General features: G+C 65.5%; 25 protein-coding genes and 1 pseudogene. 15 read left to right on the top strand and 11 right to left on the bottom strand.

What is annotated here, in order from left to right; translation table 11 throughout:
• Positions 1-240: 240 nt before the first annotated feature.
• Both ACIBTM_RS00205 and ACIBTM_RS00200 read left to right on the top strand, forming a co-directional pair.
• Positions 241-933: an ATP-binding protein gene (locus ACIBTM_RS00205; protein ID WP_395874021.1), complete on the top strand. Its 693-nt coding sequence runs from the start codon at positions 241-243 to the stop codon at positions 931-933.
• Positions 934-1,047: 114 nt separating this feature from the next.
• Positions 1,048-1,983 carry a phosphotransferase family protein gene (locus ACIBTM_RS00200; protein WP_395874018.1) on the top strand — a complete coding sequence of 312 codons (936 nt, stop codon included), beginning with the start codon at positions 1,048-1,050 and terminating at the stop codon, positions 1,981-1,983.
• Here ACIBTM_RS00200 and ACIBTM_RS00195 read toward each other — a convergent pair.
• The 3 genes from ACIBTM_RS00195 to ACIBTM_RS00185 form a co-directional block, all read right to left on the bottom strand.
• Positions 1,977-2,774 carry a class I SAM-dependent methyltransferase gene (locus ACIBTM_RS00195; RefSeq protein ID WP_395874016.1) on the bottom strand — a complete coding sequence of 266 codons (798 nt, stop codon included), beginning with the start codon at positions 2,772-2,774 and terminating at the stop codon, positions 1,977-1,979. The two genes, ACIBTM_RS00200 and ACIBTM_RS00195, sit on opposite strands and share 7 nt — an antisense overlap.
• Positions 2,771-4,333, bottom strand: coding sequence for an asparagine synthase-related protein (locus ACIBTM_RS00190; protein ID WP_395875757.1), 1,563 nt, complete (start codon positions 4,331-4,333; stop codon positions 2,771-2,773). Before ACIBTM_RS00190 ends, ACIBTM_RS00195 begins: the two co-directional genes overlap by 4 nt.
• Positions 4,334-4,406: 73 nt before the next feature.
• Positions 4,407-4,532 (bottom strand): hypothetical protein, encoded by a 126-nt coding sequence (locus ACIBTM_RS00185; protein ID WP_395874014.1) that lies wholly within the window; start codon positions 4,530-4,532, stop codon positions 4,407-4,409.
• 280 nt (positions 4,533-4,812) lie between these two features.
• Between ACIBTM_RS00185 and ACIBTM_RS00180 the strand changes: the two genes are divergently transcribed.
• Both ACIBTM_RS00180 and ACIBTM_RS00175 read left to right on the top strand, forming a co-directional pair.
• Positions 4,813-6,099 (top strand): helix-turn-helix domain-containing protein, encoded by a 1,287-nt coding sequence (locus ACIBTM_RS00180; RefSeq protein WP_395875756.1) that lies wholly within the window; start codon positions 4,813-4,815, stop codon positions 6,097-6,099.
• 12 nt (positions 6,100-6,111) lie between these two features.
• Complete coding sequence (locus tag ACIBTM_RS00175) at positions 6,112-6,471, top strand: hypothetical protein (protein ID WP_395874012.1); 360 nt, start codon at positions 6,112-6,114, stop codon at positions 6,469-6,471.
• 45 nt (positions 6,472-6,516) lie between these two features.
• Here ACIBTM_RS00175 and ACIBTM_RS00170 read toward each other — a convergent pair whose 3' ends face one another.
• From ACIBTM_RS00170 to ACIBTM_RS00155, 4 genes are all read right to left on the bottom strand, one after another.
• Positions 6,517-6,942, bottom strand: coding sequence for a hypothetical protein (locus ACIBTM_RS00170; RefSeq protein WP_395874010.1), 426 nt, complete (start codon positions 6,940-6,942; stop codon positions 6,517-6,519).
• Between the two features lie 89 nt (positions 6,943-7,031).
• Complete coding sequence (locus tag ACIBTM_RS00165; RefSeq protein ID WP_395874008.1) at positions 7,032-7,937, bottom strand: helix-turn-helix domain-containing protein; 906 nt, start codon at positions 7,935-7,937, stop codon at positions 7,032-7,034.
• 66 nt (positions 7,938-8,003) lie between these two features.
• Positions 8,004-8,867 carry a helix-turn-helix domain-containing protein gene (locus ACIBTM_RS00160; protein WP_395874006.1) on the bottom strand — a complete coding sequence of 288 codons (864 nt, stop codon included), beginning with the start codon at positions 8,865-8,867 and terminating at the stop codon, positions 8,004-8,006.
• 175 nt (positions 8,868-9,042) lie between these two features.
• A complete protein-coding gene (locus ACIBTM_RS00155) occupies positions 9,043-9,285 on the bottom strand; it encodes a hypothetical protein (protein WP_395874004.1) in 243 nt (80 codons plus the stop codon).
• A 1,651-nt stretch (positions 9,286-10,936) separates the two neighbouring features.
• Here ACIBTM_RS00155 and ACIBTM_RS00150 point away from each other — a divergent pair.
• Together ACIBTM_RS00150 and ACIBTM_RS00145 are read left to right on the top strand one after the other, a co-directional pair.
• Positions 10,937-12,163 carry a helix-turn-helix transcriptional regulator gene (locus tag ACIBTM_RS00150; RefSeq protein ID WP_395874002.1) on the top strand — a complete coding sequence of 409 codons (1,227 nt, stop codon included), beginning with the start codon at positions 10,937-10,939 and terminating at the stop codon, positions 12,161-12,163.
• Positions 12,156-12,704, top strand: a complete 549-nt coding sequence (locus ACIBTM_RS00145) for a flavoprotein (protein ID WP_395874000.1) — start codon at positions 12,156-12,158, stop codon at positions 12,702-12,704. Before ACIBTM_RS00150 ends, ACIBTM_RS00145 begins: the two co-directional genes overlap by 8 nt.
• A gap of 150 nt (positions 12,705-12,854) precedes the next feature.
• Here the strand turns inward: ACIBTM_RS00145 and ACIBTM_RS00140 are convergent.
• The 3 genes and pseudogenes from ACIBTM_RS00140 to ACIBTM_RS00130 form a co-directional block, all read right to left on the bottom strand.
• Positions 12,855-13,406, bottom strand: a pseudogene (locus ACIBTM_RS00140) (IS3 family transposase); the annotation flags it as partial.
• On the bottom strand, positions 13,382-13,468 hold the full coding sequence (locus ACIBTM_RS00135) for a transposase (protein ID WP_395875755.1): 87 nt from the start codon (positions 13,466-13,468) through the stop codon (positions 13,382-13,384). The gene ACIBTM_RS00135 and the pseudogene ACIBTM_RS00140, both read right to left, overlap by 25 nt.
• A 116-nt stretch (positions 13,469-13,584) precedes the next feature.
• Positions 13,585-14,031: a transposase gene (locus tag ACIBTM_RS00130; RefSeq protein WP_395873998.1), complete on the bottom strand. Its 447-nt coding sequence runs from the start codon at positions 14,029-14,031 to the stop codon at positions 13,585-13,587.
• Positions 14,032-14,959: 928 nt separating this feature from the next.
• Here ACIBTM_RS00130 and ACIBTM_RS00125 point away from each other — a divergent pair.
• The 9 genes from ACIBTM_RS00125 (at position 14,960) to ACIBTM_RS00085 (ending at position 24,553) form a co-directional block, all read left to right on the top strand.
• Positions 14,960-15,601: a LuxR C-terminal-related transcriptional regulator gene (locus ACIBTM_RS00125; RefSeq protein WP_395873996.1), complete on the top strand. Its 642-nt coding sequence runs from the start codon at positions 14,960-14,962 to the stop codon at positions 15,599-15,601.
• A 341-nt stretch (positions 15,602-15,942) separates the two neighbouring features.
• Positions 15,943-16,860, top strand: a complete 918-nt coding sequence (locus ACIBTM_RS00120) for an AraC family transcriptional regulator (RefSeq protein WP_395873994.1) — start codon at positions 15,943-15,945, stop codon at positions 16,858-16,860.
• 187 nt (positions 16,861-17,047) lie between these two features.
• Positions 17,048-18,013 carry an ATP-binding cassette domain-containing protein gene (locus ACIBTM_RS00115; protein ID WP_395873992.1) on the top strand — a complete coding sequence of 322 codons (966 nt, stop codon included), beginning with the start codon at positions 17,048-17,050 and terminating at the stop codon, positions 18,011-18,013.
• Positions 18,010-18,783 (top strand): ABC transporter permease, encoded by a 774-nt coding sequence (locus ACIBTM_RS00110; protein ID WP_395873990.1) that lies wholly within the window; start codon positions 18,010-18,012, stop codon positions 18,781-18,783. Before ACIBTM_RS00115 ends, ACIBTM_RS00110 begins: the two co-directional genes overlap by 4 nt.
• Positions 18,784-18,819: 36 nt before the next feature.
• The gene (locus ACIBTM_RS00105; RefSeq protein WP_395873988.1) at positions 18,820-19,026 is read left to right on the top strand and encodes a DUF5988 family protein; all 207 of its coding nucleotides are present in this window, start codon (positions 18,820-18,822) and stop codon (positions 19,024-19,026) included.
• 39 nt (positions 19,027-19,065) lie between these two features.
• A complete protein-coding gene (locus tag ACIBTM_RS00100; RefSeq protein ID WP_395873986.1) occupies positions 19,066-20,076 on the top strand; it encodes a 3-oxoacyl-ACP synthase III family protein in 1,011 nt (336 codons plus the stop codon).
• Entirely contained in the window at positions 20,073-22,079 is a 2,007-nt protein-coding gene (locus tag ACIBTM_RS00095) for a CocE/NonD family hydrolase (RefSeq protein ID WP_395873984.1), read from the top strand. Before ACIBTM_RS00100 ends, ACIBTM_RS00095 begins: the two co-directional genes overlap by 4 nt.
• Positions 22,076-23,266 carry a hypothetical protein gene (locus tag ACIBTM_RS00090; RefSeq protein WP_395873982.1) on the top strand — a complete coding sequence of 397 codons (1,191 nt, stop codon included), beginning with the start codon at positions 22,076-22,078 and terminating at the stop codon, positions 23,264-23,266. The genes ACIBTM_RS00095 and ACIBTM_RS00090 overlap by 4 nt, the downstream gene beginning before the upstream one ends.
• 9 nt (positions 23,267-23,275) lie before the next feature.
• The gene (locus tag ACIBTM_RS00085; RefSeq protein WP_395873980.1) at positions 23,276-24,553 is read left to right on the top strand and encodes a glycosyltransferase; all 1,278 of its coding nucleotides are present in this window, start codon (positions 23,276-23,278) and stop codon (positions 24,551-24,553) included.
• A gap of 199 nt (positions 24,554-24,752) precedes the next feature.
• Here ACIBTM_RS00085 and ACIBTM_RS00080 read toward each other — a convergent pair whose 3' ends face one another.
• Complete coding sequence (locus ACIBTM_RS00080) at positions 24,753-24,899, bottom strand: hypothetical protein (protein WP_395875754.1); 147 nt, start codon at positions 24,897-24,899, stop codon at positions 24,753-24,755.
• Positions 24,900-24,963 lie beyond the last annotated feature (64 nt).

Genomic DNA, 24,963 nt, shown 5'->3' with positions numbered 1-24,963 from the left:
AACCCAGCTCCTGCTGGCTGGTCGGCTATAGGAACACTTTGAAACAAGAAGCCAGGTGCCCGGCATCTTTGATGGACGAAATGGTGGTTGGCCGTGGCATTGTGATTTGGCCCCGGTTCGGCACCGTCAACGGGCCCCGCCGATCGGGCGAATTGCTGCTCGTTGCGTGCGAGTCGGTGAGTCGAGTTGAGGGTCCTGGGTGGACAGTGCCGATGAGGGGCCGTCCGCGTGGGAGCCGGGATGGTGTCCAGGGTGGAGTTGTTCGCGCTGATCCGGCGGGATGCCCGGGTGGAAGACCTGTCTGTTCGGGCGCTGGCTGACCGGCACGGGGTGCACCGGCGGACGGTGCGTCAGGCCTTGGGTTGGGCGGTCCCGCCACCGCGGAAGACACCGGCCCGGTCCTCGCCGGTGACAGGTCCATTGCACGCGGCGATGGACGAGATGGTGCGGGCGGATCTGGATGCACCGCGCAAGAAGCGGCATACCGCACACCGGATCTGGGAGCGGCTGGTCGACGAACACAACGCCACGATCGCCTACGGAACGGCCGAGGCCGGGTTCAAGGTCCGCTACGTCACCGCCGCCGCGCTGGTCAACGAGCTCGTCGAGGCCGCCGACGACAAGCACCTGTCCAAGACCATCGCCCGCTACGGCCGCGTCGATCTCCTTTGCCTCGATGAACTGGGGTATCTCGAGCTGGACTGGCGCGGCGCGGAACTGCTGTTCCAGGTGTTCATCGAGCGCGAGGAACGCTCCAGCATCGCCATCGCGAGCAACTCCGCGTTCAGCGAATGGGCCCGCACCTTCACCGACCCGCGGCTCTGCGCCGCGATCGTCGACCGCCTGACGTTCGACGCGTCCATCATCGAGACCGGCACCGAGTCCTTCCGGCTGCGCACCACCAAACGCCGACCCACCAACCGGGCCAGCTGACAACGCCTGCCTGAACTTCGACGGGCCGTATGCCGAGCCCACGGCCCGGCATACGAGATCGTCGGCGGCGCTCGTGTCATCGTGGTCGCTCGAGATCAGGTGCGACCCGGGGGTGTGATCACGGTGCACGAACTGCCCGAGAAGGTCCAGCGCTGGGTGAGCGACGCGGTGGGAGGCGGCGCCCATGTGGCCACAGCCACCGGCCTACGCCAGGGAGCCAATCCTTGGTTGTTGACATTCCAACCGGGTGGTCGAGTCGAGGCGGCCGTGCTGCGACTCGGAGACCCCACTGATCCCGACCATTGCGAGCGGCTCGCCACCGAGGTCGCTGCCCTGCACGTTGCCGGCAATCACCAGCTGCCCGCGGCCAGGCTGATCGCCACAGATCTCGACGGTTCCGCAGCAGGCGCCCTAGCGGTGCTGACCACCGTCCTGCCCGGGCACAGCCGGATCCCCTCGGTCGCCTCCGCCGAGCGGCTCCAGGGCTTCGGGGCCGCAGCCGCCGCTTTGCAGGCGGTTCCGTTGGCGCCCCGGGCTGCACTGCCGCTGCGGACCCGCTCGATCGCGGACGTCGACTTCGCGGCCCAACGACGAGAAAAGGGCACCACCGCGCTGCTGGCGGCTGCGGAAGAACGCCTCGAACAGTTGCCCGCGCCCGGCGGCCCGACAGTCCTCGTGCATGGCGACCTGTGGTTCGGCAACACCCTCTGGTCCGGTGACCGCTGCACCGGCTTGGTCGATTGGGACTGCGCCGGCGCCGGATCGCCGGGAATCGACCTCGGCGGGGCACGCTTCGACGCGGCCCTGATGTTCGGGCTACCCGCCGCCGAACCGGTCCTGGAGGGCTGGCAGCACGCTGCCAGCCGACGAGCCGAGCAGGTCGCCTACTGGGACGTCGTGGCGGCGCTAGGCACCCTGGCCGACATGACGTTCTGCGTTCCGGCGCTCCACGACCAGGGCAGATCAGACCTCGACGCTGACCTTCTCGGACAACGGCGGGACGCATTTCTCAGCACCGCGCTGAGCCGGCTCGACGCCGACGATCAGTAGCCAGCGGTGGCTGTCGGGCTCATCCCACGGTCTCGCGCAGCACTCGGCGTCACGTGCTGAACCGACTCGTGCTTGGCGACGAAGTGCGCGGTAGAGCCGGTCAGTGGCCCAGTCGGGTGACGCGGGTTGGTGAACAGTGTGAGGGGCGTGAATCCGGCGAGGGTGGCGTAGAGCTCGAGTTCGCGGGGGAACAGGACGCGGCGTTCGAGCAGGTCGTGTTCGGTGGTGCCGTTGTCGAGCTGCCAGGTGCGGTGGACGGTCGCGATCTGTGTACGGGGGTCCCAGTGGTGTTCGGTGGTGACGTCGGCGTGTACTCCTGCCGCGTCGATCCGGCTGCGGCTCGGCGTGGTTGTTGTGGTGGGTGCGATTTGGGTGACGATGATCAGCAGGGTGCCGGGGCGTGCGTGGGTGGCGAAGGTGGTGAACGCTGCCTGGATGTCGTCGTTGTGGTGCAGGTAGGCGAGGGTGTTTCCGAGGCACGTGATGGTGTCGAAGGTGCCGTGGACCCGCACCGTGCGCAGGTCTCCGACATGGAGGTCGAGGTCGGGATATCGCTGTCGTGCATGTTCTATGAGTGCTGGTTGGAGGTCGACGCCGACGCAGCGGTGGGTGGTCGCGAGTTGGGCGAGGTCGCGGGCGGTGCCGCAGCCGAGGTCGAGGACACTGTTGCTCGCCGAATTGCCGTGCTGGTCGATGAGGTGCTGGCAGGCTGCTGCGGCGGTGCTGTCGCGGGTGAGTGCGTCGTAGAGGTCGGGGCGCCGGTAGGCGATGTTGTGGGCGGCCAGGTTCATGCGGCCGGGGCGGTGGTTGGGGCCTGCAGTGATCGGAGGCCGACTTCGAGGACGAGGGTGTCGCACAGCACGGACGGCACGGTAGCGCTTTGGTGGGCGTGCTGCACGGTGCGGCGGAGCGCGTCGGGGTCGATGAAGCCGTGGTCTGCGAGGAGCATTCCGTCGGCCAGCAGGCGCTCGGCCAACGGGAGTCCGTTGTGCCGTAGGCCGTGTTGCATCAGGTCCCGGAAGTGCTCGGTTCGCCGCGGGTGGGTGACCAGGGCTGGCAGGCCGGCATGGGTGAGGAAGTCGCGGTAGAGCTTTTTGTGCCGGCGGAGGTCGAGGGGGAGTTGTTCGGCGAACCTGATCAGGGGCGGGTGGGTGAACGGGGCGACGGGCCAGATTCCTGACTTGAGGTAGGCGGGGTGGTGGATGGCGAAGCTCATCAGGGTCGGTGTCGGCAGTACGGCGGAGGGCGCGAGGTTGTCGTCGATAGTCGCGACGGCTTCACAGGCGCGTGGCCCGAGCCATGAGACTTCGGTCAGGGGTTGTGGCGGTGGTGGAGGTAGCTCGTCAACGCAGGGCGCCATGATCTCGTCGCCGCCGTTGCCGGTCAGCATGATCTCCACGCCGCTGCGCGCGGCTTTGTCGGCGAGGGCTTCGAACGCCTCGCGGTAGAACTCGCCGCGTGGATCGTGCGCGGTGCCGCTGGCGCGGATGCCGTTCTCGCAGAATGGTGCGTGGTCGTGTGCCTGCAGGATGTCGTCGACCGCGCCGACCTGTCGGGCGATCGCCACGCGGCGGCGGTGCTGCTCTGCGCCGAGGGCGCCGTTGACGATGAGGCCGAAGGATCGCAGTGGAGTCGAGGTGGTCGTACGGGCGGCGACCGCGACAGTGCCGGAGTCCAGGCCGCCGGACAGTTCGAGGCCCCACGCCGCGCTGCGGTCCTGCCAGGGGCGTAGTGCATCGGTGAGCAGATGGGCGAGTGCAGCTGTGGCGTCAACGCCGGGGCGCAGGGCGCGGGCTCGTGTGACGTGTTTGGCTGGGGGTGGGTATGCGATGTTCAGGCCTGCTGCGGTGAACGTCGCGGTCGCGCGTTCAGTCAGGACCGTCACGTCGGTGAACAGGGTGTCGCTGCTGTAGCGGTGCCGCCTGGTCAGCGCACGTGTCACGGCGCGATCGAGAAGGCTTGACCGCCGTGTGAGATGGCGCAGCGCGGGAAGGTCCCAGGTGCCATGCAGGATGTCTCCGTCGACGGCCAGGTAGAGCGGCGCGGTTCCGCCGATGCCCGCGGTGAGGGTGATCCGTCCTGGTTGTATGCGGAGCAGCAGGGCGTCACCCCGCTCGGCACCCGCCACGCCGTCATTGCCGCAGGTGTGGTTCGTCGTCTCCGGCGGAGTCAGGAGGTTTGCAGCGTCACGGACCAGGATCGTGGTCGCCCCAGGGCGGTCGTCGATGTCGTGACGCAGTGCCGGGTGAACGACCGGTTGTATCCAGCTGTCGCCGCGGCGCCACCGATCGGTGTCCCAGCGCCACGCCGGGGCGGCGCCGGCGTTCAGCGCCAGACGAAACGAGAGCATGAGCACTGCCCCTTTCACGGTGCGGCTCGGGCAGTACCTGCCCGCCCGAGCCGCAGTGAGGTGTGGTGATCGGCTAGCTGGCGCAGTGGTCGCCCTTGTCGCAGCCGTCGGCGTCGCCGGGCATCTTCGGGGCGTAGAGCCCCTCCACCGAGGGCACACCGAGCACCAGTTCTCCGGTGAACATCACGTCAACGTCCATCGCGTTTCTCCCTTGTCGGTTCGCTTGCTCAGAGCTCCCGCGGCGCTCCATGGTCCGGACGGGGCGGCTCGGGCTACAACGAACTCAGTCAACGTTCCGCCGGGTCGCAGCAGCCAGAGCAAGAACCCGGCATCGGCAAGGCATTAATCAGGCACAGGGGCTCTGACCTGCGTAAACGTCTCTGTCGGGGTGGTAGTCCGAACGGGTGCAGCTCGGCGAAGGGTGATCAGCCTCGGTGAACTGGTGGCTATCGTGATCGGTGACCAGTGGGGCGGTGGTGATGATGGGCGACCGGCGGCTCGCTCTCGTCGCACGGCGACGAGCGATGGGCCACACACAGGAAACCTTCGCGGCCGAGGTGGAGGTCGAAGCCTCCACCGTGAGCCGCTGGGAACGAGGTGAGGTGACCCCGAGTCCAGTCCACAGGCCTCGGATCGCGAAGGCGCTCGGCGTGACCTTGCACGAACTCGGTACGTTGCTAGAGCAGGCGCCGGCTCCAGAACCGCGCCCCGCGACCGCAGCCGTAGTCCCACCCGATCTTGCGGAGGCCGACGACATGAACCGTCGCGACCTGCTGCGCTTGTTCAGCGCGACAGGGGCGCTGCTGGCGCTGCCGGCGGCCCTAGATGCCGACCGGGCTGCCGCGGCGGCGAGCAGCGGCACTCTCGATGCGGAGGGTGCGGAGGAATTCGCCGCGTTCGCAGGACAGCTATGGCGGGTGTACGGCATGGCGTCGAACAAGCGGCAGGTGCTGCCGCTCGTGCGAACTCAGCTCGACCTGCTCACCGACGCCCTGCGTCAGTCGCAGACACCGGCGATTCGGCGACGACTGTGCCAGCTCGCCGCCGATCTGTTCCAACTGGCCGGCGAGATCTATTTCGATGGTGATCGCTACACCGACGCGGCCCACTGCTACAGCCTGGCCGCAGCCGCGAGCAAGGAGGCCGGAGCGCCGGACCTGTGGGCCTGCGCGCTGACCCGGCACGCGTTCATCGCCGTCTACGAACACAAGTTCTCCGAGGCCAGCCCTCTACTCGACCTCGCCGCCACCCTTGCGTCCCGGGGTGACAACGACCTCTCGACCCGGCACTGGGTCGCCGCCGTCCAGGCGGAAACCTTCGCAGGCCTTGGCGATCTCGACGCCTGCCAGCGCGCGCTCGACACCGCGGCAGAAGTCCAGCACCTGACAGGACAGGTGCACAACGGCGGCTGGCTCCGCTTCGACGGCTCGCGCCTGGCCGAGGAACGCGGCACCTGCTTCGTGACGCTCGGTCGGCTCGATCTGGCCGAAGCGGCCCTGACCGATGCTCTCAACGGAGCTCTCACCGCCCGGCGCAAAGCCGGTGTCCTGACCGACCTGGCCATGATCGGCGTCCACCGCACCGATCCCGAGCAGGTCGTCACCTACGCCGACGCCGTCCTGGCCACCGCTCGGAAAACCGGCTCCGGAGTGGTCGCTCGTAAACTGCGCGACCTCCAGCCACACCTTGTCCCCATGCTCGCCGACAAGAACATCCAGCGACTCGACGCCGAGATCACCGACCTCGTCAGCGGCAACGCCGCCTAGTGGAGGAAACCCATGCCCAACGACCGTGGCCGTGTGTTCCGCGAAGCCTGGATCGCCGGAGTCACCAAGCACTACCCCGGCGAACCGAAACCCGGCTACATCACGCCCTGGGACGAGACACCGGACTGGGAACGCGACGCCGCCACAGCCGTCTACGACCAGGTCTTCGCCTTCATCACCATCACGAACGGTGCTACCGCCAAGCTCACCCCGGAGCAGAAGGGGCGCTTCGTAGCCCTGTGCTGGATCGGTCAGATCTTCAAACACTTCCCCGACCCGAAACCGTCCTACGTCGCGGACTGGAACGCCTTGCCCGAGTGGCAGAAGGCGACCGACATCGACATCTTCGAACGCATCGAGCAGGACGCCTAGACTCTGATCAAACGTGTGCTGAGGTCGTACCGCTGCTGATTGAGATCAAGGGGGAGTTGAAGCGGAGGTGTGGTCTGCCAAGGTGCCGTTCGGCAAGAGATCGAGCCGGAGCCACAACATCCTGTCCGCAGTCGTCTCTTGACGGCCGCTGGTACGGATCGTGTCGCGGTGGTCGGATACAGCCTGCGCGAGCGTTCGCAGCGCCGTCCGGATCTCTTCGAACGCGTGGCTCTGCTCGAGGAGGCGGACTCGGCCCTCCAGTTCGGCTCGGCGTTCACGCGCGCAGTTCGCGAAGTGAACCGTTCGTGACTTCCAATTCTCGTAGTCGGCTGCCGCTTGCCGATACTCCTTGCGAGTGCCCTCGAAGGCGCGCAGATCGGCCTTGCGTCTGAGGAAGGAAACCTCGACCTTCTTGATAAGCAAGCCGAGCGCGCGGTAAGTCTGCCGAAGCCGCTCGTCCTCAGTGGTCATAGCTCGCCAGCGTGCTGTGTCCGGATGGTTGATTTCCTGGCCGACAGCGACGACAGCAGCGCGCTCATCGTCGATGGCGTAGGGGAGCCTCATGTCCCGGCCGCCGTCCCAGCGACGCAACGGCTCGGCCCGATCGGTTGGGCCTCGACCAAACGTCGCTCGGCATCTGCCTGCGTTCGAGAGAGCCATTCTCGTGTCTCTCGCCGGCCGAGTGACAGTTCCGCGAGCTGGTCCAGCTGTCGCTCGTAGTAGGCGATGTCGTGTTCTCGCTCGAAGAAGAGGCTCGCGGTCGGTAGCTGATGGTGGACCACAGAGGGATGATCCTCGTGCTGGTACAAGGTGAACCCCGTACCGAGATCGGCTACTGGCGCACCAGCGGGAACAAGGTGAATGTGACACCGCGGAAGCGAAGACAGCAAGATCAGGTGCACCAGCTGTTCGCATGCGGTGACCGGGTTCTCGAGACTGGCGAGGAGTGCTGATTCGGGAATATAAAAGATGAATGGTCCGGGTTTTTGCGTGGACGAAGGGTTTCCGGTAAGGCGCGCTTGCGCTGCGGCGTCGAGAGCGGTGCCACGCGAACAGCCATGCTTGCCGAGGGTGGTGTGAATATATGGCTCGATTTGCAGATGGCGAGGGATATCGACTGCGTCATAGGTGGAGTAGGACGTACTTTCGGCGTCAAGGAGAGTAATGGCGGGAAGTATGTCAGGAATCCCCGCTGGGTGTGGCCTGACCTGGTAGCCGTTGTCGGGGTGGCGATCGAGCGCCACCAGGCGATCGAACTCCTCGGTGGTTGCTTTCGCTCGTGCGAGGTAGAGTGCAATTCTTCCGTCTTGGAGTTTTCGGGTTCCGTTCTCCAGGTGTGAAATCGCAGGCTCGCCCCAGCTTAGTATGGAGGCCATGTTGGTGGCGAGATAGCCTGCGCGTTTACGGATTCGGCGAAGTTCGGAGCCCAGCTCTCGTCGCTTGATGGTGGAAATGTCTTTTCTCATGAGGAATTGTTCCCTTGTCACTTTGTGTGATATCGATCGATGTGGATCTTGTCTGATCGGCATGGGTCAATCGGGAAGATTGTGATCCTGCTGTGCGAGTCGTGTCTTAATCCAATGCCGGGTCTCGTCGCGACTGAGGGCGAAGCCGGTGATGCGTTTCTCGAAACCCTCGTAGAAGGTGACTTCGGTCTCGTTTTCAAGGAATAGGCTCATGGTCGGGAGTTGGTGGTGCAGAACGGGGCGGTACTCGTCGTGTCGGAAGAAAGTGAACCCTGTGCGAATGTCCGTCAGGTTCGCGTCCGATGGGACGAGATGGATGTGGAAGTGTGGCAGCGAGGACGCAGTCATCAGATGTGCCAACTGCTGTTGCATGACTGTGCGGTTCACGAAGTTGTTGCGGAACACTGCTTCGGAGATATAGAAGGTGAACGACCCTGGCCGGTGAAGAGAGGATGGGTAGCGTGAGAGCCGAGTCATCACCGCTGCGCCGAGTGTCTGCTTGTCGTGCCCGTGCTGGCTGAGGGCGTCGCGAATGTAGGGGTCGATCTGGAGGTGACGTGGTACCTCCACGGGCTCGTAGCTCGTGATGGATGTACTTTCGCGGTCGAGCATGGCGACGATAGGGAGCTCGTCGGGGAAGCCCGCGGGGTGAGGTCTGACCTGATAGCCGTCATCTGCGCGTCGATCCAAAGACACCAGCTCGTCGAGCTCGCCGGGCGTGGCGTTCGCACGCGCTAGATAGAGTGCGACTTTTCCATCCTCGACTTTGCTGAGGCCGTTCTCCAAGCGGGAAATGGTGGACGCGTTGCAGCCCAGTAGTTCCCCCATCTGCCCTCCGCCGTACCCAGCCCGCTTGCGGATTCGCTGGAGTTCGCTACCCAGCTCTCTCATCTTCGCGGTGGATAGAGAATTGGTGTTTTTCTTGCTCATTCTCGCAGTTCCTATGGTATTTCTCGGGCCGCCGCTGAATCTCGGTGTCGGGCTGGGCATCTTCGGAAGCCGCCGCAGGTATCGCGACGTATACCTTCCACTCGGGTGTTCATGGCCGGTTTCACCGTCCATAATGGTCAGTGAAGAACATCTGATGCCGAATCACGGCTATGGCTCATTCGAGGACCTCGCGCACGAGGCGAGGCCGGTCGAATCGCTGGTAGAAGAGTTCCAGGCAGAACAGGTCGTCGGACTCGACGTGCAGGGGGCCTTGGTCGCCTAGGTTGAGGCCCCACACGACCACGTCGGCCTGGGCGGAGTCGGAGAACCAGGCGGCCGCGGCCGCGAACACCTCGGCGTAGTCGCGGCCACTGACCGTCTCGAGCAGGACCGTGTTGTTGGTGGGCTGGTGGGACATGGATTCTGTGCCTTTCAGAGGTGATCGATGGGACGAAGCCTTATCGTTTCTCGGATGACCGTGGGAGCCGTGGATTCTGAGGCTGTGACGACGGCGGGTAGCAGGTGCCGCACCAGGTGACTGTCCGCTCGTCCGTGGGGAACGGCGGGCCGCAGAGCTTCCCGCAGTGGCTCACGCTTACGCTGATCCGGCCGTAACGCAGCCGACGCAGATAGCGAGGTGGGACACGGTGCAGGACTATGCGACGGAAGAACCAGTACTCGACCAGTTCCGGCCAGACCCCGTCGAGAGGTCCGCGCAATATCTGGCCGGCCATGCCGCTCACCGGACCGGTTCATCGAGATCCAGGGCGTGGTGCCGGTCATGGGGCCGCCCGATCGCCCTACCCACGAGGCCACTCCAGGACCGCGTCGACGACCGAATCCGCACAGCCGCCCACGGCCAGTCGGGCACGATCTCGAGGTTCTGTGTTCACCTGGTCTCCGGTATAGCGGTGAGCGAAGGCCTGCTGGTGAGGCATTAGGAACAGGACGTCCGTGTAGTCCTTGCCGACCCGCACGTACCATGCGGCGGCGACTGAATCCGCCGCGCCGGGATACAGCGGGTGGAACCCGCTGGCTGTGGCGCGATCACGCACGAGGCTCACTTGGGCACTCCGCGGGTGCCCGCACTGAAGCAACGGATCCGGGTTCATTCCACCTCGCTCGGATCGGTAGCCACTGGATTCCCGGTCCTCGGCACAGGGATGTCGCCCAGGGGAGCGTTGGCGCCACAGTGCCGCCGAACAAGGCGGACAAGGGCGCAGCGCCGTCGATGCCCAGCCCGTCCACGCCGCGGTGGTGTCCTTTTCTCGCGCTCGTACAGGTCTCGAACATCGAGAGGAATCGCGGCCGTGGCCTCATAGGCCCGCGGGTGTTTGAGCGCCCGAGCGCACTCTCGGCAGGCGCGGCCCGAGGGCCGGTCATCGACCTGGGGAAGGATCACTGCACCGCAGAGCGCGGTCATCCCGACGTCCGATCGGCCCGCAGCTCGCTCATCCTCGGCCACCTGGTGCTCGATCTTCGTGATGGCACAGGTCACCGAGCACGTGTCTGGCGTAGTGGAAGGCCGAAGCTTGTCGAGCATGATGGCGTCCTGTGAAGGTCCGAGAGAAAGCGGGTTGCGAATCGGGTGGTGTAAGCGGGGTCCGTACATCACGGCGCACACACGACAAAGCGCCCAGGGCAGCGGTCTGATACGGGTGGACACCGTTGGCGTGACTGCCGACGAAGGTGCGCTAGGAAGCCCCGCGCAACCCGGATAGGCCCTGACGGACACGCGACATCAACACCAAGCTGGGGCTTGTGACGATCGGCAAGGGAATGGATGTGGAGAATCGGATGGCGACGCTGGCTCGCGCAGGCGTAAACCGCTCGGGGCGCGGGTCGACGCGTACCGGCAACGTACGGCCTCGGGATGTGCGCTCAACCGGATCGTGGCAGTCGGTAGTCACAGACATCAGCTCCTTCGGGACGTGATGCCACGACATTGGTATGGCAACGTGGCCAAGACCAGAGCGCAAACCACGCAATGACTCCGCAAGAACCGTGCATGCAGGGAGCTGACCTGCGGTAATGTGTCGATGTAACGATGTGTGGCGACAAGGAAACTGATGGCGACCAAGTCTTCCGCTTTGGCTCGTACCCGTTCGGCTGCTGGGTACACGCAGGAAACGTTCGCGTTCGCGCTGCGTGTCGACGTCAGCACGGTCGGCCGATGGGAGACCGGAGCGAGTGCACCGCTTCCGACCACGCGGCCTAAGGTGGCCAAGCTTCTCCGCTTGTCCCTCGTCGAGCTCGACCAACTGCTTCATACAGTCAAAATTCAGTCAAACCGTCGGACTACCAGATCAGCGTCGACCGTACTGGGTGCGAGTTCGCGTCGGAGCCAGCTCTCGCTACTGGATGACCTGCGACGATCGATCATCGGTCGGCCTGTGCTCGCCGGCGAGCCGCCCGATCGGAGGCAGCTCATGCAGGCTGTCAATCGCGCGCACAGCCTATATCAACATGCCGACTATGAGGCGGCTGCGAAGATGCTTCCTCAAGTGATAGACCGACTCAATGGCCAGTCTTCCAACGCATCTGCGGCTGCGCGGAAAGCTTATGGCTACGTAGCTGCTGCAAAGCTGGCGACTAAACTCGGTAGCGGCAGTTTGGCGTGGCTTGCCGCGGATCGTGCGAGCCTGGCAGCGCTGGACGCTGGGCGTGCAGAGCTTACCGGAATCGCGCGTTACCAAGTTGCGTGTGCACTGTTGCTGAATGGCCACCTTGGTGATGCTGAAGAAGTTGTCGAGGAAGCCATCGAAGACCTGCGGTTAGCGAAGGGCTGCGACGATGTGCGAGTGAAAATGTCCGTTCAAGGCGCGCTTTCGTTGCTGGCGGCTGTCATGGCTGCCCGGAGTGGTGCCAGTCAGAACGCGCGTGAACGGCTGCGGCAGGCGAGCGAGTTCGCTGATGTCTTGGGCTGCGAGGGGAATTTCCTGTGGACGGGATTTGGGCCGACCAATGTCGCGATCCACGAGTTGTCCGTCACTGTGCAACTTGGCGATGCACGGCGGTCCTACGAACTTGGTTCGTTTCTGGACACGGACCGGCTTCCCGATGTGCTAGTCGGGCGCCGATCGCAGGTGCATCTGGATCTGGGGCGAGCGGCGATGAGCGTGGCGGACGACGGTCTCGCGGTACTTCACCTGCTTGAAGCGGAACGGGTTGCCAAGCAGGCTGTTTCACGTAATGCCGGCGCACGCGAGGTCATCCAAGTGTTGCTTGGTCGAGAACGCCACAACGCCACTCCGGGACTTCGTGCGCTTGCCCTGAGGGCGGGTGTAGATGCCTGACCGAGTGGTTTATCTGATCGGTAGTGCCGCGCCTCCCGTTCGCGATCTCGGTACTCTTATCACCCATCTTCACCGTGCGGGTTGGCGCGTCTGCGTCTTTGTCACTCCAACGGCGGCATCATGGGTAGATGTGGACGCTCTCGTTGCACAGACCGGATTCCCAGTAAGAACTGGCCAACCCGGCGGCGAGCCGGGCATCCTGCCGGATCCGGACTTGATCCTTGCTTGCCCGGTGACATTCAATACCGTCAACAAGTGGGCGGCAGGTATTTCCGATAACTCTGCACTTGGTCTGCTGAATGAGACCTTTGGCTTCATGGTGCCGACGTATGCGATGCCGTACGCGAAGAGTACGTTGGCGGCACATCCGGCGTTCGCGGAAAGCTTGTCCCGACTGAGAAGCTGGGGGGTGAATATTCTTCCCAACGAGCTCGTTCAGCCAACTGAAAAGAAGGACCCATTCGTATGGAAGCACCTTACCGATGCTCTTCCCGCGATGGACCCTCGTGGAGGTTTCGGCAAGCCTGACACTGGCGCGTGAACCCGTTCGACCTGGCATGACGAGCCTCGTCGAGCTGATGACGTCTTTGGGCGGTGGCTATTCCAGGATATTCGGTGGTCGTGCAGCCATGCGGGCGGGTTCATGGCACTGAGCTGCCCTGCGTCTTCCGGACAGTCGCTTAGTGGTTTCTCATGCTGCGACGTCGTGCTTCAGGTACTCGGTGTGGACTTCGTGGGGTGTCTTGTAGTCGAGTCTCGAGTGAAGACGTCGCTGATTGTAGAAGCCTTCGATACATTTGACAATAGCTTGACGGGCCTGTTCTCGGGTGGGAAATATGGTGCGGTGCACGAGTTCGTTCTTGATGCTTGCGTTTACTGATTCGGCGAGGGTGTTGTCCCAGCAGACGCCGGTTCGCCCGACTGAGGATTGAATGCCGAGTTCGCGGAGAATCTCGCGGTATTCACTGGAAGTATGTTGGACGCCGCGGTCGCAGTGGAAGATGGCGTCGGCAGGTATGGCGATGTTCCCGGTGGCCATCATCATGGCGTTGCAGACGAGTGAGGCTTTCATGTGATCGGCCATCGACCAGCCGATGATTTTCATGGTATGACAGTCGATGACTGTTGCGAGATAAAGCCATCCTTCCCATGTGTGAATATAGGTGAAATCTCCAAGCATTTTCGCGCCCGGGATGTCGGCGGTGAAGTCGCGGCGGACTAGATCACCCAATTTCGGAGAGTCTGCTCGACAATGTCCAAATCCCGGGCGACCTGGGCAATTGGCCTGGACCCGTCCAGAACCATCTTCACGGCCTCGTCCTTGAACTCAGGCGAAACTTCCGCCGACGCTGAGACAATCTATTCTCCGATCCAGTCTCTCCCACCTTAGTGGGCCGACTGTCCGGAAAGCGCGGGGCACCTCACTCGACGACGTTGCGGAGTTTGTAGAGTTCGCGGTCGAAGGCCGGTGGCCTGCCACCCGCGCTGCCTTTGGCTGTGCGTCGGGCGATCTGGTCGGCGCGTTCGGGAATGGTGGCCTTGATCCGTCGTTCTCGTAACGCCTTGCGGGTGCTGGGGTGGGTGTAGGCCTTGTCGGCCAGCACCCGCCCCACCCGCACTCTCTGCCCGTCCACCTCCAGGTCCCGGATCTCGTCCAGCAGTGGCAGCAGTTGTGGGTTGTCTCCGGCCTGGCCTGGGGCGAGGATCACCGCCAACGGCAGCCCCGCCGCGTCGACAGCCAAGTGGAGCTTGGTCGTCAGTCCGCCTCGGGAACGGCCGAGGCACTCGCCGTCGACGGCGAGCTCCTCGATCCAGCCCGCGCAGCCCCTCTTTCCGGGCGCCGACCGCGTGCTTATGCGCCTGGACACTCGTGGAATCGACACTGACCACGAACTCGACGTTGTCCTCCAACCTCCCCAAAGAGTCGTCTTTGACGATCACATGCTCCAGGATCCGGTCCCAGGTCCCGTCCGCGGTTCACTTCCGCAATCGCTCATGAGCGGTCTTCCACGGCCCATACCGCTCCGGCAGTTCAAGTCACGGCGCACCGGTGCGTTCATGCCACAGAATCGCGTCGATCGCCTGCCGGTGACTACGCCACCGCCCACCAGCTGCCCCGACTCCGCAGGCAGCAGCGGCGCGATCACCGCCCATGCCTTGTCCGTCAGCTCACCACCATCTGCACACGATCATGGAAAAGATCCGCAGGACACGCCCTAGAGCGAGGTCGCGGGGGATGATGGGTGAAGCTGTCTGACTCGGGTTGCTCATGGCCGTCACCGGGCCATGCGACGGCGGCGTTCGATAACGGTCGTCGCGGAAATCAGCAGCTCACGAGGGGTTTGATCCCATGTAGATGCTGTTCGCGCCGCGCGGCTGGGTTGCTCGCGGAATACCGTCAAACGCTACGCCCGCGCCACAGGCGCGGGGGAACTGCTGCGCCCGCTACGCTACGGAGCCTGGAGAGCCTTCGCAGCCAGACTTGATCTTCGCAAATCCAGCCCTAGCAAGGCTCTCCGTCCCAACAGACCCCACCCCCAGACACCACTACTGAGAAAACCTCAATGTGGCATTGGGGGCATGTCAGGCTCAACGGCCGTGTCGCCGGCCTCGCGAACACGACACCGTCGACCTTCTCCTCGACTTTGCGCGCCATTGGGATCAAGAAGCACGCTTTCTTGATAGCACTGATCGTCGCCCTGGCACTACATTCCATGATCAACCCCGAATCTCGGGACAGGCCACGGAGGTGAAACGGTTGACCGGCGCTACTCACGGAGAAGGGAGCCGGCAAAGGTGATCCGGCTGCTGGTCGTTCTGGCGCCTGCCGATGAGAGGCCCGCGCTCTCCGATCTCGGCCCCGGGGTCGAGATCGATCACGAAGCGCCGTTGTCCTGGGGGGACATCGTGCTCGCGTTGGACCGGTTCGAGCCGGACATCGTGCTTCTCTGGCGTGCCGTGCCGGGATACGACGCCATCTCGGTCGCGAGCGACATCCTCCGGGTCGCGGGTGATCGAGTGCCCGCGGTGATCATCCTCGCCGAGACCTATGCCGACGGCGACGTCATGGCCGCCGCGCGGGCGGGTGTGCGCGGGTACGTGGTCGGTGAGCCTTGCGGAGGTGAATGGAATCCGGTAGTCCGGGCAGTCGCGTCGGGGGAAGGCTGGCTTTCGCCGGTGGCGGCCGGTGATCTGCTGAAGAGTGTGCGGCAGGTCGATCCGCCGGAGAACGGTGCCCAAGCCGTAGTGTCGCTGACAGAGCGCGAACTGAGTGTCGTCCGGCTACTCGCGGGCGGCTGCTCGAACCTCGAGATCGCGGACGAGCTCGGTCTGAGCCAGTCCACGATCAAGACCCACGTTTCTCGCATGCTCACGAAACTGGACCTGCGGAGCAGGACGCAGTTGGCCGCCTTCGCCCGTGACGCCGGCATCGTGTGACGATATTCGTCCCTTCGACCGATGCGAAGGCTTCGGCGACTCTTCTACGATGGGGTGCGGGACAAGGACGGTTCCCTTTCGCGGGCGGTCATGGTGGCGAAACCGCTGAATTGTCCACGCTGAGCCGTGCGGCACGCAGCAGGCTTCATGCTTACGGCGGAGTTCGTTTCAGGGTGATTCGCGGAGAATGATCATCGAAGTGCGATGAGGCACTCGCCGTCAAATCAGCTCGATTCGAATGGAGGCCCGTTTTGCTCAGGGGAGATGGCCCCGTGGCACGGTTGCCGCTCGCGCGTTACCAGGTTTTCCATTCTTGTGATCGGGATCATGTTCGCGAGGTGATGGGTCGGGTATTCACGCCACACGACATCGACCTGATCGGCGGCGGTGTCCGGCTCGACGCGAGAATGCATTCAGCTCGGATGCGCGCGACGTCGGTCAGCCTGCTTTCCTATGGTGCGGACGTGCGCATCGACTGCGAACCGACCGAGACGTTCTTCGCGGTGCTGGTCCCGCTTTCGGGGCTCGCCGAGATCCGTTGCGGGCCGGACAGGGTCGCGCTTACGACGGATATGGCGTGCGTGGTTTCCCCGACGGACCAGGTTCATATGCGCTGGCCGTCGGACTGTGTCCAGCTCATCGTGCGGCTCGAACGTGCGCCGATGGAGGCATGTCTGGCTGAGTTGTTGGGTGCGCCCTTGCGGCGACCGTTGCGGTTCGCGCCCGCGATGGACATCCGTTCGGGTTACGGGCGGAGCTGGTGTCATGCCCTGGATCTGCTCGTTTCCGAGCTGGATCGGCCGGGTTCGCTCATCGAGCAGTCCGCCGTCGCCGACCGGTTCGAGAACACGCTGATGAGTGCACTCTTGGTGGGGCACGAGCACAACTACACGAGGATGCTCAAGGGTGAGGTGTCGGCCGCGCCGACCCGTGCGGTGAGCATCGCCCTCGAATGGATCGAAGGTCATCCGAAGCGGTTGCACACCACGGCGAGCCTGGCACGTGAGGCCGACGTCACCGCGCGGTCGTTGCAGCTGGGTTTCCGCAAGCATTTCAACATGGGGCCGATGGAGTATCTCCGCGAAGTACGGCTGAGACGTGTGCGAGACCAGCTCGTGGCGGCGCAATCCGACGCGGTAACGGTGACCGAGATCGCCGCGGAATGGGGTTTCCTGCACGGCGGTCATTTTGCCGCGCGGTATCAGCGGCGGTTCGGGGAGCGTCCTTCGGAGACCCTTCGCCGCTCGGGCGGAGGCTGAATCGTAAGAGCTGTTCGGGGTGCCGATCGTCGGATTCGGTGCCCCTTTTCTCGTGCGCTTGATCGCGACCACGATTCGGCTGCGCTGCTTCGTCTATCGGATTGCCGTCCTCCGTGCTCGGCGCGAACACTGAGCGAGTGATATTCGAAAGAGAAAGACGACTCCAGTGGTCCGAAACGAGGATGAATTGTCTTCGATGATCGAAGTGCGCGGCCTGGTCAAGAAGTTCGGCAGGACGGTGGCACTGGACGGAGTGGATCTGGCCGTGCGGACGGGCACGGTCATCGGCGTGCTGGGGCCGAACGGCGCCGGCAAGACAACGATGGTCCGGATTCTGGCCACTCTGCTCCGCCCGGACGCCGGGTCGGCGACTGTCGCGGGATTCGACGTCGTGGCGGACCCCGTCCCGGTGCGCGGGCTGATCGGCCTCACCGGGCAGTACGCGTCCGTCGACGGTGACCTGACCGGCACGGAAAACCTCCTGCTCATCGGACGGTTGTCCGGGCTTTCCAGTTCCGTGGCCCGCCGGCGTGCCACGGAACTGCTGGAACGCTTCGGTATCGGTGAGATCGCCTCCCGTGCGGCGGGAACCTATTCCGGCGGACAGCGCCGCCGCCTGGATCTGGCGGCGAGCCTGATCGGGGAACCGCGGGTGCTCTGCCTCGACGAGCCGACAACTGGCCTGGACCCGTACGTGCGCTGGGAACTGTGGAAGGTCGTCCGTGGCCTCGTGGCGGACGGTGTCACGGCGGTGCTCACGACGCAGTACCTCGAGGAGGCCGACCGGCTCGCGGACCGGATCACCGTGCTCGACCAAGGGCAAGTGGTGGCCGAAGGGACAGCGGACGAGCTGAAACGCCGTGTCGGCGGACAGACGGTGCAGGTCCGGCCGTCCGTGCCGTCGGACCGGGGCGCGGTGGCGCGGACGATGGAAAAGGTGGCGGGCACCGCCCCGTCCGCCGATCCGGCCACGGGGATGTTGTCCGCATCGCTCAACGATCCCGTCCTGTTGTCGACCTTGGTCCGCAGGCTGGACCAGGCGGGCCTCACCGTCGACGAACTGGCCCTGCGGCTGCCGAGTCTCGATGAGGTGTTCCTCGCTCTCACCGGTAGTCGGGCGGAACGCCAGCTACCGGAGGGGAGCAAGGTATGAGCATCCGCCCGGCGGACGCGGCCCGGCACAGCCTGATCCTCGCGGGCCGAGGACTCCGCAAGATCCGCCGCAATCCCGCCTATCTGGTCGATGTCACCGTGCAGCCCCTGTTGTTCCTCGTAATGTTCGCCTACCTGTTCGGCGGGGCGATCGCCGGCAGCCCGGACACTTATCTACAGCGGCTGGTTCCGGGGCTGCTCGCGCCGAGCGTGCTCATGGCCACGTTGTCGGCCGGGGTCAGCCTGAACACCGACGTCGGCACCGGCGTGTTCGATCGGCTCCGCAGCATGCCGATCGCCCGGTCCGCGCCGCTGGCCGGGGCGGTGCTGGCCGGCACGATCCGCTATCTGGTGGCGATCGTCGTCGTCCTCGTGGTCGGTACCGCACTGGGCTTCCGGATCCGCACGGGCCCGCTCGAAGTGCTCGCCGGTGCCGGCTTGCTCGTGCTGGCCGGGTTGTGCTTCTGCTGGGTCACCGTGTTCCTGGGCATGGTGCTGCGGCAGCCGGACACCGTACAGGGCACCGCGATCGCCGTATTCATGCCGATGGTGTTCGCCAGCAGTGTTTTCGTCCCCTCCGCGACCCTTCCGGGCTGGTTGCGCGTTTGGTCGGAGCTCAACCCGGTGAGCTTGCTCGCGGATGCGGAACGCGGGCTGCTCGACGGCGGCCCGGTCGCGGCTCCCGTCACCGGTGCTCTCCTCTGGTCGGCTGCCGTGCTGGCCGTGTTCTTCCCGTTGGCGTTGCGGGGCTATCACCGGCGTGTCGGATGACGCGCCGTCCGTGTGGAAAGGAGGAAGGTCGAACCCATGGGCTCGATCGAACCGGACGTGAAAGTGACGTTGAAGGGCGCACCCGACGGAATGCCCGAAACCGTGTTCGTCACCGTCGCCGAGCTTTCCCGTGATCACTTGAAGATCCCGTTCCGCGCCGGTTATGAGCATTTCACCCGTGACGGCGCGCCGGAAACGGCCGACGTCTTCGTCTGGTGTGACCGCACGAAGGTCGCCGAATGACCCCGCGTACCCCAGAACCCCGCAGGAAGGCCATCCCCGATGAACACCGCAATACTCGGAACCGGTTCGTATCTTCCCGAAAGAGTGCTCACCAGCGCCGAGCTCGGCACCCGGCTCGGACTCGGCGAACAGTGGATCTTCGACAAGACGGCGATCGAGGAACGCCGGGTGGCCTCGCCCGAGGAGGCGACTTCCGATCTCGCGACACGCGCGGCGGAGCGCGCGCTAGAGATGGCAGGCCTCACCGCGGTCGACCTCGATCTCGTGATCGTGGCGACGTCGACCCCCGACCAGCCGATCCCGGCCACCGCCTGCGCGGTCCAGGCGAATCTGGGCGCTGTCCGCGCCGCGGCGTTCGACGTCGATTCGGTATGCAGTGGTTTCGTCTTCGCGCTCATCACCGCGCATGCGCTGCTCGACATGGATCCGGTGCCCCGCAACGCCTTGGTGATCGGAGCGGATACCTACTCGCGGATACTGGACTACACCGACAAACGTACTTGCGTGCTCTTCGGTGACGGCGCGGGTGCCGTCGTACTCGGCAAACGGGGCAACGGCCGCGGCCTGCTGGCGTCCACGCTCGGTTCCGACGGTACGACGGCGGATTACGTCACCGTCCCCGGCGGTGGCAGCAGGCGTCCGCCCAGCGAGGAGACCCTCGCCGGGGGCGAACATTTCTTCGCGATGCGGGGGAGACAGGTCCGGGACCTCGCTTCCCGGGTCTTGCCGGACGTGATCGCCGAGGTGGCCAAGTCAGCGGAACTGGCCGTGTCCGACATCGACCTGCTCATCCCGCACCAGGCCAACGGGCTGATGCTCAAGGACCTCGCCGAGGCGCTGGAACTCCGGCCAGAGCAGATGCATTTGACCGTCGGGCGCTACGGCAACACGGGTGCCGCGTCCGTGCCCATCACCCTCGACGACGCGGTCCGTTCGGGCTTGGTCTTCGACGACGACGTGGTAGTGCTGGCCGCCTTCGGCGGTGGGATGAGCTGGGGTGGGGCGGCGCTGCGCTGGACACGGCCGCGGAAACCGGGGGAGACGTCGTGAACCGCCGCCCCCGCAGGGTGCCCCGTTCCCGCCCGCCCCGGTACGCCGTCGAGTTCCACGGCGATGTGCGTGTCCCTTCCAGTGTGCCGGGGCTGACCCTCGGCGCGGACCTGTACCTGCCGAAGACGCAGCGCGCGGTTCCCGCGCTGGTGACTCTCCACACCGGGCGCAAGGACGGGCTCGGCGGCATCGCGGCCAGGCGGTACCTGCGCTATTTCGCCGAACGCGGTTACGCGGTCCTCTACGTCGACTGCTTCGGCATTGGAACGTCCGAAGGAACACCGCGGCCGATCCTGAGCACGGGCGAGGTCGACGACGGGGTCTCCGCCGTGGAATGGGCGGCGGCCCAGTCCTGGTGCGCTGGACGCGTGGGCATGTGGGGCCTTTCCCACGGTGGGATGACGACACTGGCCGTCGCGGCCCGCCGCCCGCCGCAGCTGAAGGCGATCTTCCCGGTGATGGGCTGGACGGATGTCGAACGGGAACTGGTGCATCCCGCGGGGTTCCGGGGCGGGATCGGGATGTTCGGGCATCTGAGCCTCTACCAGATCTTCTGCGCCCTGCTGCCTCCGTTGCGAGCCGGGGACAAAGCGGAGTACGAGGGTTTGTGGAAGGAGCGGCTGGAGCATTTCGAACCGTGGTTCGTCGACTCGTGGAATCATCCGCCAGGCAGCGAGGTCTGGGCGCAACGCCGGGTGGACGCGCGCCGGATCAACGTTCCGTCGCTCTGCGTCGCGGGATGGCGCGACCTGTTCTGCGAAGGGATGATCACCGCGTACCAGCAGATCAAGGCGCCCAAGAAGCTGGTGGTCGGACCGTGGTTGCATACCTTCCCGGATGTGGCGGGCGTCGCCCCGTTCCCGTCGGCTGCCCTCGCCTGCGCGTGGTGGGACCGGTGGCTGCACGGCGAAGCACGCGGGGAAGGCGAGGCACGAGGGGAAGCGGTCGAGCACCCGGCGGCGGTCTATGTCCAGGGCAACGGTTCGCGGTGGGCTCAAGCGGAACGGTGGCCACCGGAGAAGAAGGCGGATCACGTCTTCGTCGCCTCCCGATCCGGGTATCTCTACCGGTCTTCGGCGGCGGGAAGACGGTCCGCCGTCGTCACGGTTTCGGGCCGGAGCGATCCTACGGTCGGCGCGTTGAGCGGGCTGACCAAACACCCCATCGACCGATTCGGCTATCCGCTCAACCAGCACGAGGACGACGCCCGCTCACTCGCGTTCACCAGCGCCCCGCTGCCGGAGCCGGTCCTGATCGCGGGCCGTCCGCTGGTCCGGCTGGTACTCGGCCGGGGGACGACCGCCCGGCGTTGCGTGGTGAAGGTGACCGACGTCGACGAACAGGACCGTTCGCTGCTCGTCACGATGGGCACCGTCGATCTGTCGGGCATCGTCGAGGCTGAAGCCGTGCCGGTGATGCTGGACCCGACCTGCTACGAAGTGCCGTCAGGACACCGGGTGCGGCTGGTACTGGCGGAGTCGGACATCCCGAGGCTGTGGCCGGAGCCCGACGCCGGGCGGATCGCTGTGAGGGCCATCCAGGGATCCGGTGACTATGTCGGTCTCGCGGCGGAGGACTACGACGGGATCGCGGCCACCACGCTGAGCCTGCCGGTGTGCGACCCGGAGTCGCTCGGCGAAATCCTGGTTCCGCCTCTGGAGCGGCGGTTCTCTCGGCGAGAGGCTTCGCCGGGGGACCGTTGGGAGTTCACCCGTGACCGGCTCGGTTCGGCCACCCGGCTGACCGTGGCGAAGAAAGACCAGGTCCGCCTTCCCGAAAGCGGACGTCTGGCGATGTCGACGCTCGTGGAGTTGGACGTCCCCGGGAACGACCCGGCCGCCGCCAGGATGACGGCGTCCGGCGAGAAAAACGCGGTGACGGCGGACGGCGACTACATCGCGGTCCGCGCCGAGATCGCCATGGGGGCCGCGGAAGCGGCCGTCTCCGCGGAGGTCCTCGTCAACGGCACACAGTTCTTCACCAGGGAATGGAAGCTGAAATGACCTTGCCCGAACGCCTGCTGAACTACCTGGAACTGGCGCATCTCGACCGGGTCGTCATCATGGCCGCGGAATACCAGGGGGACGTGGATCCCGAGGTGCTGGATGAGGCGTTCCACCTGCTGTGCCTGGAAAATCCGGTGCTGCGGTCCCGGATCCGTCGGAATACTCACGATCCCGTGCTGGCGGTCGCGCCGGGGTACCGGCCGGAACTGATCGTGCTCGACGACGTTCCCGATGTGCTGGAGAAGATCGCCGAACTGCCTTGGGACGCCACGAACGGCGTCGCGGACCTCGTCCTCGTTCGAGGTGACGCGCATGGCTTTCTCTCACTCCGAACCGATCACTCCATCACCGATGCCAACGCCTGGCTGGGTACGTTCCGGCGGCTCCTGTGGTTCTACCGCGCCCTCGCCGAGGGGGAGGAGACGACACCTGAACCGGGAGACTCGCTGCCGTCGCCCCCCGCGGAGCTGTTCCATCGGAGACTGGGACTGATTCCCTACGACCGCAGGCTGTTCCGCACCGCGGCGTTACCGGACGTGCCGAGGGATCCGGCCGGCCTGATCAGCGGCCGCCTCACTTTGGGAGAGGAGGAGACGGAGTGGGTGAAGCGGGCGGCGCGCCGATACGAGACCACGGTGCACGGACTGGTCTGTGGTGCGATCCTGCTGGCGCAGCGTGTGCATGCCGGCGGGCGGGAGACCGCGCCGATGTACAGCGTTTCGCCGGTCGACTTCCGGCAGCGGGTGGAACCGCCGGTCGGCTTGGTGGAGACGACGAACTTCATGATGTCCTATGTGGCCGAGGTGCCGGTGTCCACCAGGATGAGCCCGGTGCTGATCGGGCAGGCGGTCAAGGCACAGATGGACGCGGTCCTGGCTTCGCCTGAAGGAGCGCGCGCCACCGCGCCGTTGGAGGACTCACTCGAGCGCAACCTCTCTTTCGCGCTGATCAGCAACCTCGGCGTGATCGACCCCTTCCCCGAGCCGGACGGAGCCACCTACACCGACTTCCACATCCTCAACACCGTCGGAGATACCTACTTCCCCGGCTACTACGTGTCGACCTACCGCGGGAGACTGACCGTGCTTTACGTGTTCACCAACCGGTTCTTCGGTCAAGAAGACGTCGAGGCGATCACCGGGGAGCTCCGGGAGCAGCTGCTCATCGTCGGCGCGTCGGCGTAGGGACGGCCGATGAAGGCATTGCTGATCACCCACGGGAGCAGGGGCGATGTCCAGCCCTTCGCGGCGCTCGCTTCCGCTCTGACTGACGCCGGGCATGAGGTGGTGCTCGCAGGCCCGGCGTCGTCGGCCGGGCTCGCTGCTCCGTACTGCGAGCGGATCGTCCTCCTCGACGACGGGACCAACAAGCTGGTCGGCGACCGTGACGCCTGGGAGGCCGTCGAGCGCAACTTTCGTGGGTTGCGGGGAAAACGGCTCGGCTGGGAATTCCTGCGCCGTAACCGCTTCGCGATGCGAAAGGTATTCGACGACCTCGGCGAACTGGCCGTGGAGATGGCCGCCGCCGGAGACGCCGACGTCGTCGTGCACCAGGTCAACGTTCCCGGGCACACGATCGCCGAGGTGCTCGGAGTGCCCGCCGTCCCGGTGTGCCTGCAACCCTTTTGGGTGCCGACGGCGGCCTTCCCGGACCCGCTCTTCCCCTATGGGCTGCCCGCGTGCCTCAACCGGGCTTCGTACGTCACGACGAAGCTGTTCGTGCAGGCGTTCACCGGCGGGACCAGGCGTTGGCGCGCGAGCCTCGGTCTACCGCGACGCCGGTTCGCGAACGATCCGTTCCGGCGTCCGGACGGGGCACCGGCAACGGCGCTCCAGGCGTTCAGCCGTCATCTGGTGCCGTCCGGGACCCCTTACCCGGATTCGGTGCGGACACCTGGATTCTTCTTCTTGCCCGCGGCCGGGGACTGGGTCCCGCCCACCGAGTTGAGCGCCTTCCTGGAGGCAGGCGAGGCTCCGGTGTATCTCGGCTTCGGGAGCATGGTCGGCAGCGATCCCGGCAGGATCGGTAGGATCGTCGCGGACGTCGTGCGGGAATCCGGGATCCGAGCCGTCGTCGCGGTGGGGCGTGGCGGGATCTGGCCGACGGGTCGGGGTGACGACACCTACTGCCTGGAGCAGGCGCCGCACGACTGGCTGTTCCCCCGGATGGCGGTGGTCGTGCATCACGGCGGAGCGGGCACGACCGGGGCGGCTCTGGCGGCGGGACGGCCTCAGGTGGTCTGCCCGTTCATGTTCGATCAGCCGTTCTTCGGGCGGCGGCTGCGTGCGCTGGGAGTCGCGCCGGACCCGCAACCCTTGCGGGAACTCACCGTTTCCGGCCTGGCGGACGCGATCCATCAGGCACTGGACGACCGGATGGCCGCGCGCGCTGAGGAGCTCGGTGCGCTGATCCGGGGGGAGGACGGCGTGCGAGGAGCGGTGAAGGTCCTTGAGACGCTGGTGTCCTCGTGACGCCGGCATTCAGGGTGCGGCGCAGGCAAACCCGTGCGCCAAGATCGCATCAGGGGCCCGGCGAAGTCGACTACCGCTGGTCAGTATCGAACCGGGCATCGCCGGCGATCCGAAAGGCCTGCGGGCGTGCGGAGGTCGCGAGTGGCGGCCTGGTTCCGGACTGGCCAGCGGAAGCCGACCGCGTCAGCTGGTGACGCTTCTAGACGTCGTCGAAAGTGGGTAGGGCGCCGCTGGTGTCGACGACGTGGCGGGCGACCTCGCCGATCCGGCGGCGGTGGTGCCGGGCGTGGTCACGTGTCAGCTCGAGAGCACCGTCAACGCTGGTACCCCGCCGTGCGGCGAGGATGCCTTTGCCTGTTCTATCAGGATCCGGTTTCGCAACGCGGTGTGCAGCTGAGTCGCGAGACCGG

Source organism: Amycolatopsis sp. NPDC049868 (assembly GCF_044461365.1).
Lineage (GTDB): Bacteria > Actinomycetota > Actinomycetes > Mycobacteriales > Pseudonocardiaceae > Amycolatopsis.
The sequence above is the reverse complement of the archived record's forward strand: the minus strand, read 5'-3'. Positions and strand labels throughout refer to the sequence as shown.